The following is a 17,527-nucleotide window of genomic DNA, read 5'->3' as shown; positions in this document are numbered from 1 at the left end:
CCGTGCGTGATGTTTTGACGGGGAGCGTTCAACTTATGGTATCATGGTGGTGATCCAGCAGGAGAGCTCTATGAAAAACGTTGTCCCCATAATGATGATCGGCCTTCTGGCCGCATGCGAAACCGCGCCACCCTATACCCCACCCGCAACAGACCTGCCGCTGTTTGGTGGAGGCTACCGCGCCGATGGCGACCAATGCCGCCGCGTCGGCGAAAGCGCGGCCACGGTGGAATATCTTGACCACACCGCTGACCTCGTGGCCTGCCCCGAAGACTACGAAGGGCTCGGCGTGTTCCAGGCTGATACCGGAGGGGTTGAGGTCGCCCGGATTGAGGGTTGGGTGTTGTTCAGTGTGAGTAGGGAGGGGTAGAGTGCCGTCCGCTAGGTGCAAGTGTTGATGCCCTTCTCAGAGATCTCTTTCCAATTCTCGCCCAAGACCTGCTTAGCCTGAATGGCGGAATTGTAGCCACGTTCGCCTTTTCTGAGCATCAGCACATTCAAGTCTTGATCATGTGTGCCAGTGAACAGAACACTCTGGCCACCATAATAGGTGTTGGATGTTCCATAAGCGCGATTGCCGTAAGCGGACGCATTGGCGTAGGTGGTGGCATAGGTTGGCCCAGTGACCACCGTCTGCGTATTGTTGGCAGATGCCGCCCCCAGAATCACAAAGCGGTCGTAGCCTCTGCGCAGAGTCTCGACTGCTGCCATTTTGTTGGCCACCTTTGTCGTCGCGATCCGTCCGCAGGCCGCTTCAGCCGAAGTCTGCAAGATGAACTGGTTTTTAGCCAAGTCGATGGTGGTCGATTCAGCACACGCGGTCAGAATCAAGGCCACGCTCGCAATTTTCAGAAATCTCATCATATCCTCGTGATTTCAACCAATTGGGGAATTGTATCTCGGCGGATATTAAGTTTCCGTTTAAAGCAGCCTGTAGGCTTAAGTAAGACATTTATGTGACGAAATGTTCGATGCGTGAGGCCGATCACGACTTACCGCAACCGCCCCCACAGATCATACTCCCCCGCCTCATCCACCTCAACGGACACGATCTGCCCGACGGCCAGCCCCTCTGTCCCCTCATCAATGAACAGGTTTCCGTCGATCTCAGGGGCGTCGGCTTTGGTGCGGCAGGTGGCGATGCCGTCCTCATCAATATCGTCGATGATCACGTCCATGACCTGACCCACCTTGGCGGCCAGTTTGGCTTCGGAAATCGCCTGTGCCTTCTGCATGAACCGGTCCCAGCGGTCTTGTTTGATCTCGGCGGGCACGTGGTCGGGCAGGTCGTTTGACCGGGCACCATCGACATTTTCGTATTGAAAACAGCCGACGCGATCCAGTTGCGCCTCGTCCATCCAGTCCAGCAGGGTCTGGAATTCAGCCTCGGTTTCGCCGGGATAGCCGACGATGAAGGTCGAGCGCAGGGTGATATCGGGGCAGGTCGCGCGCCACGCCGCGATCTCGTCCAGTGTTTTCGACGCGGCCGCCGGGCGGGCCATGCGTTTCAGAACGTCGGGGTGGGCGTGCTGGAACGGGATATCCAGATAGGGCAGGATCAGCCCGTCTGCCATCAGCGGGATCAACTGGCGCACATGCGGATAGGGGTAGACATAATGCAGCCGCACCCACAGGTCGCGCCCGGCCCCAAGCGCGCCAAGATCGCGCGCCAGATCGGTGATATGTGCGCGGTGGCCCCGATCTTCGGCGTGTTTGATGTCGACCCCATAGGCCGAGGTGTCTTGGCTGATCACCAGCAGCTCTTTCACGCCAGCCTCGACCAGCTTTTCCGCTTCGCGGATCACCGCATGTGCGGGGCGGCTTGCGAGCTTGCCGCGCATGTCGGGGATGATGCAGAACTTGCACTTGTGATTGCAGCCCTCGGAAATCTTCAGATAGCTGTAATGGCGCGGGGTCAGCGACACGCCGGTCGCTGGCAGCAGGTCCACGAACGGGTCGGGCGAGGGCGGCACGGCGCCGTGCACGGCGTCTAACACCTGTTCATACTGGTGCGGGCCGGTGACGGCCAGCACGCTGGGATGGGTGCCGCGGATGTAATCCTCTTCCGCGCCCAGACAGCCGGTGACAATGACGCGTCCGTTTTCGTTCAACGCCTCGCCAATCGCCTCAAGGCTTTCCGCCTTGGCAGAATCCAGAAACCCGCAGGTGTTCACGATCACCGCATCCGCGCCGGTGTAATCCGGGCTGATCGAATAGCCTTCGGCGCGCAGTCGGGTCAGGATACGTTCGCTGTCGACCAGCGCCTTGGGGCAGCCAAGGCTGACCATGCCGATGGTGGGCTGTCCGTCGCGTTTCGGCTCGGAAAACCGGGCTTTCGGGGCAAGGTCAGGGCGCAGGTTGGGTGGGTTCACAGGATTTGTCATGGCGGGCATATAGCTTGCAGCGGAACGCATGGGAAGGGGCGGTCGGCCATCATCCAGCGATCATTCCAGCCAAGGCGTCGCCAGAGATCGCCTGTGGCCACTAACTCTTCGGAGCGTCGCCTAATGCGATCAGTAATAAGATCGCCAGCAATGGGCTACCCACCAAAGAGATCAATACCCAGATCAAGGCACTGCGGTTGCGCTCGGTTGCCATGGATGCGGGCAAAATTAAGTATAGCCAGATCACAAAGACCAAAACGGCTATGGCAAGCAGGAAGCCGACTAAGCTATCCATTGCACTGACCTTCGAGATGAACGGGCCAACCTGAAATACGCTGAGGTATCACCGTTTCCGGTCACGCCGCGAGGACATCGGCTGGAACGCCACGCCCACATGCGCTTCGCAATACGGTTTGCCTTGCTGCACGGGCAGGCCACAGAACCAAAACTCCTCGGTCGCGGGGTCACCGATGGGCCATTTGCAGGTCCGCTCGGTCAGCTCCATCAGATGCAGCTTCTTTGCGCCCTTCTCGACCTCGCGCACCGAGGCGAGCGCTTCTGGGCTGATCTCGTTCGCAGATGGCTGTGGCGGCAGGGGTTGGCCGGCCGGGATGATCTGCTTACGCGCCGGGATCGGCTTTACGTCGGCTGCGGGTTTCGCAGTCGATTCAGCCTCTTTCTTGGGCGCGGCTTTCTTAGGCGCCGGTTTGGGTTTGGCGGCTGCTTTGGGCGCGGGTTTTTCCTTGGCGGGTGTTTTCGCACCGCCCCCGGAACGGTTTGACAGCCCCAGACGGTGCACCTTGCCAATCACGGCGTTGCGGGTGACGCCACCAAGTTCCTTGGCGATGACCGAGGCAGATTGCCCCTCGCCCCACATCTTTTTCAGGATTTCAACGCGTTCGTCGGTCCAGGACATATTTCTTCCCGTTTTTTTGGGGGTGGCTGCCGGGTAATCCCAGAAAGCCCAGTGAATTCACAAGCGGCTATTCTAGTCATAGGCGCGCGGGATACAAGCGCAGATGCAGCATCAGTGCGACCGGCGCCCCTCGCGCCAGACAAGAAGCGCAGCGCCCGCTACGATGATGCCCGCCCCAATCAGGCTGGTGGCGACCGGCACGACGGCGAAGGCCACGAAGTCATACAGCCCGGCGAAGACAAGCGTGGCATAGGAAAAGGGCACGGCAAAGCTTGCTTCTGCACGTTTCATGGACTGGATGAAGCACGCCTGCGCCAAAGCCATCATCAACCCAAGCGCCACCAGCGCCGCCCATTGCGCCGCGGTCGGCGGTGTCCACACCCAGATCACAGTCAAAGTCGCGACGGTCAGGCCAATGCCGTTGTTGATCCACAGGATCTGCAAGGGTGCTTCGTGCCCGGTCAGGCGCTTGATCAAGGTGATCTCAAGCCCCATGACGGCAGCGGCGGCCATCGCCAAAAGGGCTGCGGGGTGGAAGCTGCCCGCGCCGGGCTGGATCAGGATGACGGCGCCAGACAGAGCAATCGCAGCAGCGATCCATCGCCACGGTCCCACACGTTCACCAAGAAGAGGGATCGCCAGCAGCATGGCGAAGACCGGGTTAAGAAAACTGATCGCGGTGGCATCCGCCAGCGGGATAAACGTCACCGCGGCGAACAGAAGCGATATTCCGGTCCACCCCGCCACCGATCGCGCGACATGCAACGGCAGGTTCGGGGCTCGGATCTTTGGCCGGGTGATGGCGACCACCGTGCTGATGGCAAGAAAGGCGAACATGAACCGCCCGTGGCTGATCTGAAGCGGATGAAGTGGCGCCCCCAGCACATCGCGCCCCACGAGCTTTGCCATCAAAGTCGTGCCCGCAATCAGCGACGAAGCCAGCAGCATGAAACCAGCAGCGGCAAGGGGGGTGTGGCGTGTCTCCATGACACGGCATTAGCCCCTGGCGCGCGACTTGAAAAGGCTGGACAGCCCGCCCGCCATCCCGTAAGCCCACCGCATGATCAAACGCCAGCATATCGCCGCGACCCGACGCCGACGCATCCGCGCCTGACGTCCCGTCCTGTTTGTTCCCGCGCGTTTGCGCAAAACTCTTCTGAAAATGTTGACTTGAAGTCTGCCATACGGCACCCAAGGGCTTCTTTTATAAAGGATACCGGCATGATCCCGTCGCTTCTTCCGACCTATAACCGTGTCGATCTTGCGTTTGAGCAAGGTCAGGGCAGCTGGCTGTTCACGGCAGGTGGCGAACGATATCTGGATTTGGCAGCCGGGATCGCGGTGAACGCGTTGGGCCATGCCAACCCCGACCTGGTCGAGGTGCTGACCCGGCAAGCGGCGAGGCTTTGGCATATCTCGAACCTTTATACGATCCCGCAGCAACAGCAGTTGGCGGATATGCTGGTCGATGCGAGCTTTGCCGATACGGTGTTTTTCACAAATTCCGGCACCGAGGCTTGTGAGTTGGCGGTGAAAATGGCGCGCAAATACTGGCATGACAAAGGTCAGGAGGGGCGCACTCGGATCATCGGCTTTGAAGGCTCATTCCATGGCCGCTCTTCCGCAGGGATCGCGGCGGCGGGTGGCGACAAGCTTACCAAAGGGTTCGGCCCGCTGCTGCCCGGGTTTACGCATCTGCCTTTCGGTGATCTGGACGGGCTGACCAACGCGCTGTCCGAAGGTGACGTGGCGGCCGTGATCATCGAGCCCGTGCAGGGCGAGGGTGGCATCCGGCCCGTCGCAGACGATGACCTGAAAGCAATCCGTGCGGCGTGTGATGCTGCCGGTGCGCTTTTGATTTTTGACGAAGTTCAATGTGGCATGGGGCGCACGGGCAAGCTTTTTGCCCATGAATGGTCGGGTGTGTCGCCCGACATCATGATGGTGGCGAAAGGTATCGGCGGGGGCTTTCCGCTGGGTGCGGTTCTGGCCACCGAAGACGCGGCAAGCGGCATGGTTGCAGGCACACACGGGTCGACCTATGGCGGCAACCCGCTGGCCTGTGCCGTCGGGGCAAAAGTGGTCGAGATCATCAATGACCCGGCTTTTCTTGAAGATGTGCGTCGGAAATCCGGCCTGCTGCGCCAAAAGCTGGAAGGGCTTGTCGCGTCGCATCCAGACGTGTTCGACGCTGTGCGCGGTTCGGGCCTGATGCTGGGGCTAGTGTGCAAGGCGCCGAATACAGATGTCTTGACCGCGTGTTACGACGCCGGGGTGTTGTGCGTGCCTGCCGCCGACAATGTGTTGCGTGTGTTGCCCGCCCTCACGATCGAGGATGACGACCTGAATGAGGCGCTCGCCCGCCTTGAAACCGCCGCCAAGACCATAGAGGGGCAGGGCACATGAGACATTTTCTGGATATCAACAAGACCGACACTGCTGACTTGAAAGGCATGATTGCACAGGCGCGTGCGATGAAAGACGCCCGCGCCGGTTTGCCCAAGGGCACTCTGGATGAAGGCATGCCTCTGGCCGATCATCTGGTCGCACTGATCTTTGAAAAACCCTCGACCCGGACCCGTGTCAGCTTTGACGTGGGTGTGCGCCAGATGGGGGGGCAGACGATGACCTTATCGGGGTCTGAAATGCAGCTTGGCCACGGAGAGACGATTGCCGATACGGCCCGTGTGCTCAGCCGCTATGTCGACATGATCATGATCCGCACCTTTGAGGAAGCGACCCTTCTGGAGCTTGCCGAATTTGCCGATGTGCCAGTGATCAACGGGCTGACGAACCGGTCGCACCCTTGCCAGATCATGGCCGACATCCAGACCTTCGAGGAACATCGCGGCTCGATCGCGGGCAAAAAGGTGGTGTGGACCGGTGATGGCAACAACGTCTGCGCGTCGTTCATTCATGCCGCCGGGCAGTTTGGTTTCGATTTGACCTTCACCGGTCCAGAAGTGCTGGACCCCGAGCAGGTCTTTGTCGAAGAAGCGCGTGCCAAAGGGGCAAAGATCGAGATCGTGCGTGACCCGATGGAGGCCGTGGACGGGGCCGACCTGGTTGTCGCAGACACGTGGGTCTCGATGCATGATGCGCCATCCGCGCGCGAACGGCGCCACAACCTGCTGCGCCCCTACAAGGTGGATGCGGCGTTGATGGCAGGGGCCAAAGCAGACGCGTTGTTCATGCATTGCCTGCCCGCGCACCGGGAAGAAGAAGTCGCCAGTGCCGTGATGGACGGCACGCAATCAGTGATTTTTGACGAGGCCGAAAACCGCCTGCATGCACAAAAGGCTGTGATGCGGTGGTGCTTGGAAAAGTAGCACCCGTTCGGGCGCATTGCCTATGCTTAGGGCGCTGGGATCAGGCCACGATCGTGTTCAGCAGATAGAAGATAACCGCTGACATCAGGGCTGCCGCGGGCACGGTGATCACCCATGCCGCGACGATGGTCATGAAATGCGAGCGGCGCACCAGCTTGCGGCGACGGCGTTCTTCTGGTGCGATCCGTTTGACCTGCGGGCGCGCGGCCGAGGTGCGGCGCAGGCGGCGCTCCATGTGAAATTCGCGGTAGAACCCGACGCCAAAGACGCCGCCAACCGCAATGTGGGTGGAGCTGACGGGCAGGCCCAGCCAACTGGCGATGATCACGGTGATCGCGGCTGACAGCGCGACGCAATAGGCGCGCATCGGGTTCAGTTTGGTGATCTGGCTGCCCACCATGCGGATCAGTTTCGGGCCAAACAGAACAAGGCCAAAGCTGATACCGAATGCACCGATCACCATGACCCATGTGGGAATGGACACTTTGGCTGCGAAATCGCCGAAGCTTTCGACGTGCACGATGGCGGCCAGCGGCCCCACCGCGTTGGCCACGTCATTCGCGCCATGGGCAAATGACAAAAGGGCAGCCGAAAAGATCAGCGGCAAACCAAACAGGGTCTTGAGCGACTTTGTCCGGTTCTCCAACCCTTGCGCCTGACGTGCAATCAAGGGGGCCGAGACCACATAAAAGATCGCAGCCACGGCGGCACCGATCAAAAGCGCTGTGCCAAGGTCAATCTTGATGATCCGCTTGAGCCCCTTGAGCGCAAGGTAGGCACCAAAGGCGCCGGCCATGATGGCAATCAGAACTGGCACCCATCGTTTGGCGGCCGCAATCTTGTCGTCCTGATAGATGATCTGGTGTTTGATGAAGGCAAGAAACAGGGCCGCGATGGCGCCTCCCAGAACCGGTGAAATGATCCATGATGCCGCGATCGTGCCCATCGTCGGCCAATTGACGGCGGCAAACCCCGCCGCCGCGATCCCGGCCCCCATCACGCCCCCCACCACAGAATGGGTGGTCGATACCGGCGCGCCGATCCATGTGGCTAGGTTGACCCACAGAGCTGACGAAATCAGCGCCGCCATCATGGCCCAGATGAACGTGCGCGGCTGGGCAAACCCGGATGGATCAATGATCCCTTTCGAAATGGTTGAAACCACGTCCCCGCCAGCCAACAAGGCCCCGGCGCTTTCAAAGATGACGGCAATGATGATTGCCCCGGTCATGGTCAACGCATTTGCCCCAACCGCGGGGCCCATGTTGTTGGCCACGTCGTTGGCGCCAATGTTCAGAGCCATGTAAGCGCCGAACGCGGCGGCGGTGACAACGATCAAAGAGGTCGGGTTCTGGCCAAAGAAAACAGCCGCACCAAGTGCAGCGACAACGATGAAGGCAAGCGCAACACCCATGCCTACCAAGGGGCGCGCGACATATTGCGCTGCGTATTCGACCTGGCTGATCCGGTTAAGGTCCTTGTCCAGTGTCTTCCACTGGCTGCCGATCTTTTCCTTGGCCATCGATCGCTCCCCTTGATTTCAGGCTGTCAAAGGCCACGCCGCGGCCTCGCGTTTTCGCGCATGCGCTAGCGTGTCAGGGAAGCAATTGCAACAGATTCGGACCGTCCAGTTTCAATGGAAAACCGGGCGTGGCCTAAAACGCGCGAAGCAGGTCCTTTAGGCCTTTTTCATTCACCATCCGGGCAGCGTCTTCGGGCGCCACCCATTTGCGTGAGCGTTCGTCTGCTTCGGGGAATTCATCGGCAAGCGTTTCGACTTCAAGCGGAAAAACCGTGGCTTCACATCGTGCGATGCCACCGCAATCCATTTCTTTGTCAAATTCGAATGCGCCCACGGGGCCGCGATCCAGTTTGCCCTTTGCGACACCGGCTTCTTCCCAAGCTTCTTGCTGGGCGGCCTCGGCTGCATTTTTGCCGTCCATTGGCCAGCCTTTGGGCAGGATCCAGCGCCCGGTGCCGCGGGATGTGACCAAAAGAACTTCTTTGCCGTCGCCCGTGCCGCGATAGCACAAGGCAGCGACTTGAACCCGTTTGGGGCGTTGGATCATAGGGGACACAACCTCGTCCCAGGCTTGCTTTAGGAGTGAAGACATAATCGGACCTGCGCGTTTCTTGTTTGTGCTCGTGTTCTTATCGTTAGTCCTTAAAATAGGGGGTTTTATGGGGAAATTGCAAGTAAATCGCCCGTGATGGCGCGCGCAAGCAGTTCCCCGCGCCCTTTCTAACCCTTTCGGGGCTTGGCGCGCAGCGTCGGATCCTCTTGGGTCGGATCCTCGGGCCAGGGGTGTTTGGGATAGCGTCCACGCATGTCCTTGCGCACATCGGCATAGCTCGACGCCCAGAAGCCGGGGATGTCTGTCGTGGTCTGAACAGGGCGCCGCGCCGGAGACAACAGCGTGACCCGAAGCGGTGTCTTTCCGATCATGGGATGACGGGTCGTGCCGAACATTTCCTGCAAGCGAAGGCTGATTTCGGGACCATCACCGGAATAGTCGATGGGGATTTTACGACCCATAGGCGTGGTGAAATGCGCGGGCGCGCCCTGATCCAGCCGCGTCATCTGCGCCCAGTCAAGTCGTGCGCGCAGGGCGTCGAGCAATTCGAACCGCTTCCAGTCGGCGCTGGTCTTCACACCAGAGAGGTGAGGCAAAAGCCAATCCTCAAGCGTGTCCATCAGAGCACCGTCGGACATATCGGGCAAGTCGTCACCGCCTGCGCGCAATAGTTCAACCCGCGCAATGAACCGGCGCGCGGCGTTCGAAGGACGCAGCCCAAGCTCGCGCACCCCGTCCAGCATTGCGTGCGCGATCGCTTCAGTAGGGGCGTCTTTCCACATCCGGTCATCCAGCACCAAAGCGCCAAACCGCTCTTGTCGCCGGGCGATGACCCTACCGTCACGCTTGGACCAAGCGCAGTGGTCGATCCAAGTGATCTGATCGGCAAACAACTCGTGCAGCTCGCCTTCGCTGATCTGGATGGCTTGGCGAATGCGGGCTTCGCGCGGGTTTCCATCGGTGTCGGTGACGACGATCAGACGCGCGCCGGCAAGGGGGTCGCCTTCGTCCATCACGGCCCCTTTGCCGCCGGACAAAACGAAACGCGGCGTGTCACCGGGGCGCCGCAGCCCCACGCGGTCAGGATAGGCCAGCGCGGCCATTTGGGCTTCGCTGAGCGTGGTGTTCTTTGGCGGAACAAGTTTGCGAAGGCGTCGGGCCTCAGAGCGGAGGCGTTCTATCGCGCCTCGGTTTGGCGTGATGGCGCGGCGCGCCTCGAACGATTTCGGGTCGCGGATGGCTTCAAGCCTTAGGGAAAGATCACGGGGCGCGTGACGGGGCAGTGGATCACGCTCGCCCCACAGTGCAGCAAGATCGGCGGCATCGGGGCCGGCGGTTGCCAGCATGTGCCCAAGGCGCGGGTGCATCGGCAGGCGGGCCAGCGTCTGGCCGTGCGGGGTAATCCGACCATCTCCATCCAGTGCGCCGAGCGCTTGCAGCAACGATTGCGCCTCGGCCAGCACGCCTGAGTTCGGGGGCGTCAGAAAGGCTAGATCTGACCCATCGGGTGAGCCCCATTGCGCAAGCTCAAGCGCCAGAGGGGCAAGGTCGGCGGTTTCAATCTCGGCGGGTGGGAAGGGGGGCAGACCGCCCTCTTCGCCTTTGGTCCAGAGCCGATAGCAAACGCCCGGTGCGACGCGGCCAGCGCGGCCCCGGCGTTGCGTAGCCTCGGCCTTTGACACGCGTTCGGTGACCAGCCGTGACATGCCTGACCCTGGGTCGAACCGGGCGCGGCGCGACTGGCCCGCGTCGACCACAACGCGAATGTCCTGAATGGTCAGCGATGTTTCAGCGATCGAGGTAGCCAGCACGATTTTCCGTCCCGATGTGGCCGGTGCAATTGCGGCGCGCTGGGCCGCGAAATCCATCGCGCCGAACAGCGGATGCAGGTGACAATCGGCGGGCAAATGTGGGCGCAGCGCAGCTTCGGTCCGGCGAATTTCGCCTTCGCCGGGCAGGAACACCAACACGCCGCCCTCGGTCTCGTGCAGGGCTTGGCGCACCAGTGCGGCGGTCGCGTCGGGCAAGCGCGCGGTCTTTGGCAAAGGCGCGGGCAGGTGGCGTGTTTCAACTGGAAAGGCACGGCCTTCTGAGCGGATGATGGGCGCATCGTTCAACAGGCACGCAACTGGGTCGGCGTCCAACGTGGCGGACATGACGACCAATTTCAGATTTTCGCGCAGGGCCTGCATCGCCTCCCACGTCAGGGCAAGGCCGAGATCCGCATTCAGGGAACGTTCGTGGAATTCGTCAAAGATCACCGCACCGACCCCGTCCAGCGACGGGTCGGATTGCAGCATCCGAGTCAGGATGCCCTCGGTGACGACCTCGATCCGGGTGGCTTTGCTGGTTTTGGCCTCGCCGCGAATGCGATAGCCAACAGTTTCCCCCACCCGTTCGCCCAAGGTTTGCGCCATCCGCTCGGCGGCAGCGCGGGCGGCCAGACGGCGGGGCTCCAACATGATCAACTTGCCTGCAAAGGCCTTCGCCTCAAGCATGGCTAGCGGCACCACAGTGGTTTTCCCCGCCCCAGGCGGCGCCATCAGCACGGCGCGGCCCGCTTGGTGCAGGGCAGCCATCAGGTCGGGCAGGGCTTCGTGTATGGGCAGTGTGTCGTGCATCCCCCCTTATCGGGCGTGACGCGTCTTTGGTCCAGACGTCAGCGGGCTGTTAGCGCTGGACCTCTGGACAGACCGCAACTTGCGCGCCATGACTGTGCGAAAGTTGGAGGCGACATGGACATTCAGGATCTGGCAAAACGCGTGGCCGCGGGCGAACGGCGGGCTTTGGCGCGGGCAATCACTCTGGTGGAAAGTGGGCGGTCAGATCATCGCAAACAGGCGGGCGAATTGCTGGATTTGTTGGCGGGGGCGGGCCGTCAGGCGCTGCGGATCGGTCTGTCCGGCACACCGGGTGTGGGCAAATCCACCTTCATCGAAGCGTTCGGGATGTTCCTGATTGAAAAGGGTCTAAAGGTTGCCGTTCTGGCCGTTGACCCCAGTTCAGCCCGGTCGGGCGGGTCGATCCTTGGGGACAAAACGCGGATGGAAAGCCTGAGCCGCGAGAAGAACGCGTTTATCCGCCCCTCGCCATCGCAATCCCAGCTGGGCGGCGTGGCGCGACGCACCCGCGAAGCTGTGGCCCTGTGCGAAGCCGCCGGGTTTGATATTGTGTTGATCGAAACCGTCGGCGTTGGCCAGTCTGAAACGATGGTGGCAGAAATGTCCGACCTGTTTCTGCTGCTGCTCGCCCCCGCTGGTGGAGACGAGCTTCAGGGTGTAAAGCGCGGGATCATGGAAATCGCGGACCTGATCTTGGTGAACAAGGCGGATGGCGATCTGAAACCAACGGCGATGCGGACCTGCGCCGACTATGCGGGCGCGCTGCGCCTGTTGCGCAAGCGCGTTTATGACCCTGAGGGATTTCCCAAAGCCATGATGGTGTCGGCGGTGACGCAAGATGGATTGCCAGAAGCATGGGACGCGATGCGCGAGCTTGTGGATTGGCGGCGCGCCGAGGGACATTGGGACAAACGCCGCGCCCAACAAGCCCGCCACTGGTTCGAAGAGGACGTGCGCCTTGGCCTTTTGTCGGTGCTCGAACGCCCTGAAACGCGCACGCGCCTCAACACACTTGGCGCGCAAGTCGCGGGTGGGGAAATCTCGGCTGCCCGCGCGGCCGAAGAGTTGATCGACCATTTGCAGAACCCGGCTTCCGCCTGACGGGTAGGCGCGTTGCCTGTGGGACTGAAGGGGTTGATGGGCGCTAACATCTGGGCTAGCGTCCCTGAACGAACATGAAGGAGAGATGTGGGATGCGACTACTCAGGACCCGATACAGCCACTAGACGCTGGTCCTGTTGGGCTTTCGTTGGCCCCGTCCATCCTTTTTCTTTCCAAGCGCACGGAGCGCACGCATGTTTCGTTTCTTTGAAAACCTCGTTGATCCATTTGCCCCGCATGACACAGGCACGCCGCCCAATACGCTGTGGGCATATTACAAGTCGCAGTTCGGTCCCTTTCGCAAGTGGATGATCTGGATGGCGCTGACCGGCATACTGGTCGCGCTGATCGAGACAGGCGTAATTTTCTATACCGGGCGGGTCGTCGATATGATGAACCAGTCCGCGCCAGAGAGCTTCTGGCGCATGCATGGGATCGAGCTTCTGGCCGCGGCGGTGTTCATCATCTTCCTCAGACCGCTCGCCATCACCTTGAACCGTTTCTTTCTGGAGCAAACCCTTGCGGGCAATATGCAGGAACAAGTGCGCTGGCGGGCGCATCGTCACATGCTGGGTCAGTCGTTGGGGTTTTTCCAAAACGATTTCGCAGGACGCTTGTCCAACCGCGTGATGCAGCTTGGCCCGGCGGTCGAAGACAGCACCTATATGTTCTTTGAAGGCATCTTCTACGCCACCACCTATGTGCTCAGCGCGATGGTGATCCTCGGCCAAGTCGACGTGCGGCTGGCGCTGCCGCTTGGCATCTGGCTGGTGTTTTACGTGCTCTACGTCCGATATATCGCCAAACGCGTATCGGTGGCGTCCGAGAAATGGTCTGACGCGCGGTCGCTGGTTACAGGGCGGATCGTGGACGCCTATGCCAATATCGAAAGCGTGAAACTGTTTTCGCAAGGGGCGGGGGAAGAACGCTATGCCCTGTCGTCGCTGAAACGCCTGCGGCTGCGGTTTCAACGCTTTCTGCGGCTGATGACCGAACTCAGCTTCGGCCTAAACCTACTGAACGGCCTTCTGATTACCGGTGTGTTGGGGTCTGCTGTCTGGCTTTGGTCGCAGGGCGAAGTCTCGGTCGGAGAGGTCGCTGCAGCCTCGGCATTGGTGGTGCGTCTGAACGGCATGTCCGGGTGGATCATGTGGGTCACAATCCGGCTGTTTGAACATATGGGTGTGATCCGGGAAGGGTTGCGCTCGATCTCGGTCGCGCACGAGCTGACAGATGTTCCCGATGCCAAAGACCTTGTGATGACCGAGGGCCAGATCGAATTCGATGGCCTGACACATCACTATGGAAAAGGGTCCGGCGGGTTGGAGGACGTGTCGCTGAGAGTGCGCCCCGGCGAAAAAGTTGGGCTGGTTGGACGGTCAGGTGCGGGCAAATCCAGCCTTGTGAATCTGTTGCTGCGGTTTCGCGACCCGGAAGGCGGGCGCATTCTGATCGACGGTCAGGATGTGCGGCTGGTGACGCAAGACAGTCTGCGCGCGCAGATCGGGATGGTCACACAGGACAGCAGCCTGTTGCATCGGTCGGTGCGCGCGAACCTTCTTTACGGGCGCGCGGAGGCGACCGAGGACCAGATGATCGCCGCTGCCCGCCGCGCCGAAGCGCACGATTTCATTCAGCTGCTGGAAGATCCCAAGGGGCGCACCGGATACGACGCGCATGTGGGCGAACGCGGCGTGAAGTTGTCGGGTGGACAACGCCAGCGGGTCGCCATTGCGCGGGTCATGCTTAAAGACGCACCGATCCTTGTGCTGGACGAGGCGACCTCGGCATTGGACAGCGAAGTTGAAGCCGCGATCCAGAAAACCCTCTATGGCATGATGCAAGGTAAGACCGTCATCGCCATCGCCCACCGCCTGTCCACCATCGCGCAGATGGACCGGATTGTGGTGCTGGACGAAGGCCGCATCATTGAAGAGGGAAGTCATGATGAGCTTTTGGCAATGGGTGGCACCTACTCTGGGCTGTGGAACCGGCAGTCGGGCGGTTTTTTGGCCGAGGAATAGCAGATCGCAGCGCGCAGAAAAATCCCGTGTCGCGGTTCTTAGACTCACTTGACGTCCCATCCGATTGGGTCTATCCACCGCGGACGGAATTTGGGGCGCTGCCACTGCGGCGCCCGTTTGTATTGACCGGCTGGACGTGAGCGGCGCGAGGGCGCGCAGAACACCTCACCAATCTGGCCCGAGAGAGCAAGGAAGAAACCATGTCGCGCGTTTGCGAATTGACCGGAAAAGGCCCGATGACTGGCAACAATGTCAGCCACGCCAAAAACAGAACCCGCCGCCGGTTTCTGCCCAACCTGAACGATGTGACGCTTCAGTCCGAAGCACTGGGTCGCGCGTTCAAATTGCGTATTTCAGCAGCAGCCCTGCGCACGGTAGATCACCGTGGCGGATTGGACGCTTTCCTGGCCAAGGCAAAAGGCCCTGAGCTGTCGGACAACGCGCTGAAAATCAAAAAAGAAATCGCAAAGGCTCAGGCCACCGCCTAAGCCCCTTGCGTCCCGGATTGACCGGTTTTTGACCGCCCGAGGCTTGCCGCTTCGGGCGGTTTTCGCATGGCTGGGGCCTGTTACCTTTTGTCGCTTGTGCTGGTCGGAAAAGCAGCATAGCTCTTGATGGATGATCCGTGCGTTCGCAGCATATGTTTTGGCGCTTCTGCTGACCGTGACCAGCTTTTCGCTGGCGCAAGCCCGTGGCAGCAGCCCCGATGTCGGCGCTGCGATCGAAATGGTGATCTGCACAGGCGTCGGAATGACGACCCTGTCCGTCGGCCCGGATGGCGAACCCATCGAATCGGTGCATCTGTGCCCGGATGGCGCGCAGATTTTCGCCGCTGAGTTTAGTGTTCCCACCTTCGACAGACCCGAATTGCGGATCGTCTCTCATATCGTCCCGATGCAGGTTCTGGCCCATGTCGGGCGCACCGAACTGACGCCTTCAGCCCGTGGTCCCCCGGCGCTGGTCTGATCCACTTCACCTCAGACCACTTCTTTTTTCGGACCAAAGGATACTGAAATGTCCCCTATGAAAACCATTCTGGCCGCTGGTGCGGCTGCCCTGTTCGCCTTGCCCGCTTTCGCAGAAGGCATGATCATGATCGAGGACGCCTATGCACGTGCCTCTGGCCCCAAGGCCATGGCCGGTGCTGCCTTCTTCCAGATCATGAACCACGGCACTGAAGACGACCGGCTTGTCGCTGCCAAGTCGGATGTCGCCAAACGGGTCGAGCTGCATACGCACAAAGAAAACGCCGAGGGCGTCATGCAGATGATGGAAGTCGAAGAAGGCTTCCCGGTTGCAGCCGGCGGCATGCATGCGCTCCAACGCGGTGGCGACCACGTGATGTTCATGGGCCTGAACCAACCTTTCGAAGACGGATCAACCATCAGCGTCACGCTCGTGTTTGAAAAGTCAGGCGAGATGACCGTCGAGATCCCCGTCGATCTGAACCGCAACCCGATGATGGGCGACGGCATGCAGAACGGCAAGATGGACCATAGCAATATGGGCAATGGTCAGATGAACCAAGGCGCGGCCAAAACCAACTAAGGGTTGGGCGTGGGGCGGGCGGTGAATGCGTCCCCGGCCCACCCCATGCCCGTCTGGGGCTTCGTCACCCCGGTTGACCGCACCGCGTTGGTGCGGTCACACCACGATCTGGGATCAAGCGCGTAACATGCTGTCCACCCATTCGGGGACCAAATGGGTCGCAGGACCGAACCGTGCGTCATCGAAGGTGCCTGCTTGCGACGAGGGTTCCAGGTTCAACTCCAATGTCTCGACACCCATGGCGCGCGCTTCGGACACGAAGCTGGCCGCCGGGTAGACTTTCCCAGAGGTGCCGATCGCCACGAACAGATCCGCCTGTGTCAGCGCCTGATCAATGACCTCCATGTTATAGGGCATTTCGCCGAACCACACGATATCCGGGCGGGTGGCTGCGGTGTAACAGGCCGGGCAGGTCGCGGTCGGAGACATTTCAGCTGGCGCCGCCCACCGATGATCGCACGCGGCGCAAAGCGCACCCAAAAGCGAGCCATGCATGTGAATGACGCCCCGCGCGCCGGCGCGTTCATGCAGGTCATCAACGTTTTGCGTAACAAGGGTGACGCGCCCCGCGTGCAGGGTTTGAAGTCGTGCCAATGCGATGTGTGCCGCGTTCGGGCGGGCCTGCAGGCAATTGGCTCGACGGGCATTATAGAAATCGTGGACCAGCGCCGGGTTGCGGGCGAAGCCCTCGGGTGTGGCGACGTCGTTCAGGTCATATTTGGTCCACAGCCCGTCTTTGTCGCGAAACGTGCCCAAGCCACTTTCGGCCGATATCCCGGCACCCGTCAGTATGACGACGTGGCTCACTTGAACCCCCCATAAATATCGAGTGCCTTTTGAAGCAGGTCCAGAAGGGCAGCGACCTTGAGAGGGTCCTCGGCGGTGATTTCGCGTTCTGCGGCGAAGGCGGCCACGCGGAGATCTCCGTTGGCCACGGCCTCTACATCCGACCAGTCGAAGGCAAGGCGCACGGGCGCCAACGGCATCTCGCCGGTTTGCAACGCCGCCCGACCGCCTGCCACCGTCAGCGAAAAAGGGGTGCCGTTCAGGTCGATCTGGGCGCGGATGTCGTCAAGCGGCCCGGCGGCGCGTTCTATCGCGCCGGCCAGAATGACCGCATGATGGGCGATGCCTTCGGGATCAGACGGAGCCATTGGCACAGGCAGCACGCGCCCGAACCGGGCCAATTCAAACAAGATCGCCCGTGTCGAAAGCCCCTTGTCGGTCAGGGTGTAGATCCGTTCGGACTTGCGGATCAGTCCTGCGTCGCAAAGTTCGACCAGACGCGCGGACAGGATGTTGGACGCGATACCGGGCAGCCCGGTCTTGATCTGACCAAAGCTGGCAGGACCCGCATGCAATTCACGCAAGATATGCAGCCCCCACCTGTTGCCAAGCAGATCAAGCGACAGCGATATCGGGCAGGACATGGAGTAAGGTTTAGCACGAGACATGGCGCGCTTGTGACGGTGACAGCAGGCGTTTGCAAGGGGTGGTTCGGGCAATTGGCGAAGGTGCGCCCGTCTTCG

18 protein-coding genes are annotated in these 17,527 nt (G+C 60.8%); 8 read left to right on the top strand and 10 right to left on the bottom strand.

Features of this window, described 5'->3' with window-relative positions:
* The first annotated feature begins 70 nt into the window (after nt 1-70).
* On the top strand, nt 71-370 hold the full coding sequence (locus tag Q0864_RS09125) for a hypothetical protein (RefSeq protein ID WP_298568321.1): 300 nt from the start codon (nt 71-73) through the stop codon (nt 368-370).
* A gap of 11 nt (nt 371-381) precedes the next feature.
* On the opposite strand, the gene Q0864_RS09120 is transcribed toward Q0864_RS09125, so the two are convergent.
* The 5 genes from Q0864_RS09120 to Q0864_RS09100 form a co-directional block, all read right to left on the bottom strand.
* On the bottom strand, nt 382-864 hold the full coding sequence (locus tag Q0864_RS09120) for a hypothetical protein (RefSeq protein WP_298568318.1): 483 nt from the start codon (nt 862-864) through the stop codon (nt 382-384).
* Nucleotides 865-992: 128 nt separating this feature from the next.
* On the bottom strand, nt 993-2,414 hold the full coding sequence (gene rimO, locus Q0864_RS09115) for a 30S ribosomal protein S12 methylthiotransferase RimO (protein WP_298568315.1): 1,422 nt from the start codon (nt 2,412-2,414) through the stop codon (nt 993-995).
* A 70-nt stretch (nt 2,415-2,484) separates the two neighbouring features.
* Nucleotides 2,485-2,679 carry a hypothetical protein gene (locus tag Q0864_RS09110; RefSeq protein ID WP_298568312.1) on the bottom strand — a complete coding sequence of 65 codons (195 nt, stop codon included), beginning with the start codon at nt 2,677-2,679 and terminating at the stop codon, nt 2,485-2,487.
* Between the two features lie 48 nt (nt 2,680-2,727).
* Nucleotides 2,728-3,300, bottom strand: a complete 573-nt coding sequence (locus Q0864_RS09105; RefSeq protein WP_298568309.1) for a GcrA family cell cycle regulator — start codon at nt 3,298-3,300, stop codon at nt 2,728-2,730.
* A 111-nt stretch (nt 3,301-3,411) separates the two neighbouring features.
* Complete coding sequence (locus Q0864_RS09100; protein WP_298568307.1) at nt 3,412-4,287, bottom strand: DMT family transporter; 876 nt, start codon at nt 4,285-4,287, stop codon at nt 3,412-3,414.
* Between the two features lie 234 nt (nt 4,288-4,521).
* On the opposite strand from Q0864_RS09100, the gene Q0864_RS09095 reads away from it, so the two are divergent.
* Both Q0864_RS09095 and argF read left to right on the top strand, forming a co-directional pair.
* Entirely contained in the window at nt 4,522-5,706 is a 1,185-nt protein-coding gene (locus tag Q0864_RS09095) for an aspartate aminotransferase family protein (RefSeq protein WP_298568304.1), read from the top strand.
* On the top strand, nt 5,703-6,629 hold the full coding sequence (gene argF / locus Q0864_RS09090) for an ornithine carbamoyltransferase (protein ID WP_298568302.1): 927 nt from the start codon (nt 5,703-5,705) through the stop codon (nt 6,627-6,629). Before Q0864_RS09095 ends, argF begins: the two co-directional genes overlap by 4 nt.
* A 40-nt stretch (nt 6,630-6,669) precedes the next feature.
* On the opposite strand, the gene Q0864_RS09085 is transcribed toward argF, so the two are convergent.
* From Q0864_RS09085 to hrpB, 3 genes are all read right to left on the bottom strand, one after another.
* A complete protein-coding gene (locus tag Q0864_RS09085) occupies nt 6,670-8,151 on the bottom strand; it encodes an inorganic phosphate transporter (RefSeq protein WP_298568299.1) in 1,482 nt (493 codons plus the stop codon).
* A gap of 133 nt (nt 8,152-8,284) precedes the next feature.
* Nucleotides 8,285-8,698, bottom strand: a complete 414-nt coding sequence (locus tag Q0864_RS09080; protein WP_363317612.1) for an NUDIX hydrolase — start codon at nt 8,696-8,698, stop codon at nt 8,285-8,287.
* A 173-nt stretch (nt 8,699-8,871) separates the two neighbouring features.
* Nucleotides 8,872-11,325 carry an ATP-dependent helicase HrpB gene (gene hrpB / locus Q0864_RS09075; RefSeq protein ID WP_298568293.1) on the bottom strand — a complete coding sequence of 818 codons (2,454 nt, stop codon included), beginning with the start codon at nt 11,323-11,325 and terminating at the stop codon, nt 8,872-8,874.
* Nucleotides 11,326-11,439: 114 nt separating this feature from the next.
* Between hrpB and meaB the strand changes: the two genes are divergently transcribed.
* From meaB to Q0864_RS09050, 5 genes are all read left to right on the top strand, one after another.
* Nucleotides 11,440-12,426 carry a methylmalonyl Co-A mutase-associated GTPase MeaB gene (meaB, locus tag Q0864_RS09070; protein ID WP_298568290.1) on the top strand — a complete coding sequence of 329 codons (987 nt, stop codon included), beginning with the start codon at nt 11,440-11,442 and terminating at the stop codon, nt 12,424-12,426.
* Between the two features lie 194 nt (nt 12,427-12,620).
* The gene (locus Q0864_RS09065; protein WP_298568288.1) at nt 12,621-14,450 is read left to right on the top strand and encodes an ABC transporter ATP-binding protein; all 1,830 of its coding nucleotides are present in this window, start codon (nt 12,621-12,623) and stop codon (nt 14,448-14,450) included.
* A gap of 200 nt (nt 14,451-14,650) precedes the next feature.
* Nucleotides 14,651-14,938, top strand: a complete 288-nt coding sequence (gene rpmB, locus Q0864_RS09060) for a 50S ribosomal protein L28 (RefSeq protein ID WP_298568286.1) — start codon at nt 14,651-14,653, stop codon at nt 14,936-14,938.
* A gap of 130 nt (nt 14,939-15,068) precedes the next feature.
* The gene (locus tag Q0864_RS09055; RefSeq protein WP_298568283.1) at nt 15,069-15,416 is read left to right on the top strand and encodes a hypothetical protein; all 348 of its coding nucleotides are present in this window, start codon (nt 15,069-15,071) and stop codon (nt 15,414-15,416) included.
* 48 nt (nt 15,417-15,464) lie between these two features.
* Nucleotides 15,465-15,998 (top strand): copper chaperone PCu(A)C, encoded by a 534-nt coding sequence (locus Q0864_RS09050; RefSeq protein ID WP_298568280.1) that lies wholly within the window; start codon nt 15,465-15,467, stop codon nt 15,996-15,998.
* A 114-nt stretch (nt 15,999-16,112) separates the two neighbouring features.
* Here Q0864_RS09050 and Q0864_RS09045 read toward each other — a convergent pair whose 3' ends face one another.
* Nucleotides 16,113-16,805 (bottom strand): NAD-dependent deacylase, encoded by a 693-nt coding sequence (locus tag Q0864_RS09045; RefSeq protein ID WP_298568277.1) that lies wholly within the window; start codon nt 16,803-16,805, stop codon nt 16,113-16,115.
* The gene (locus Q0864_RS09040; protein WP_298568275.1) at nt 16,802-17,452 is read right to left on the bottom strand and encodes a helix-turn-helix domain-containing protein; all 651 of its coding nucleotides are present in this window, start codon (nt 17,450-17,452) and stop codon (nt 16,802-16,804) included. The genes Q0864_RS09045 and Q0864_RS09040 overlap by 4 nt, the downstream gene beginning before the upstream one ends.
* Nucleotides 17,453-17,527 lie beyond the last annotated feature (75 nt).

The sequence above is a fragment of the uncultured Aliiroseovarius sp. genome (genome assembly GCF_947497285.1).
GTDB lineage: Bacteria > Pseudomonadota > Alphaproteobacteria > Rhodobacterales > Rhodobacteraceae > Aliiroseovarius.
Note: the sequence above shows the minus strand (reverse complement) of the source record. Positions and strands in the feature narration are given on the sequence as shown.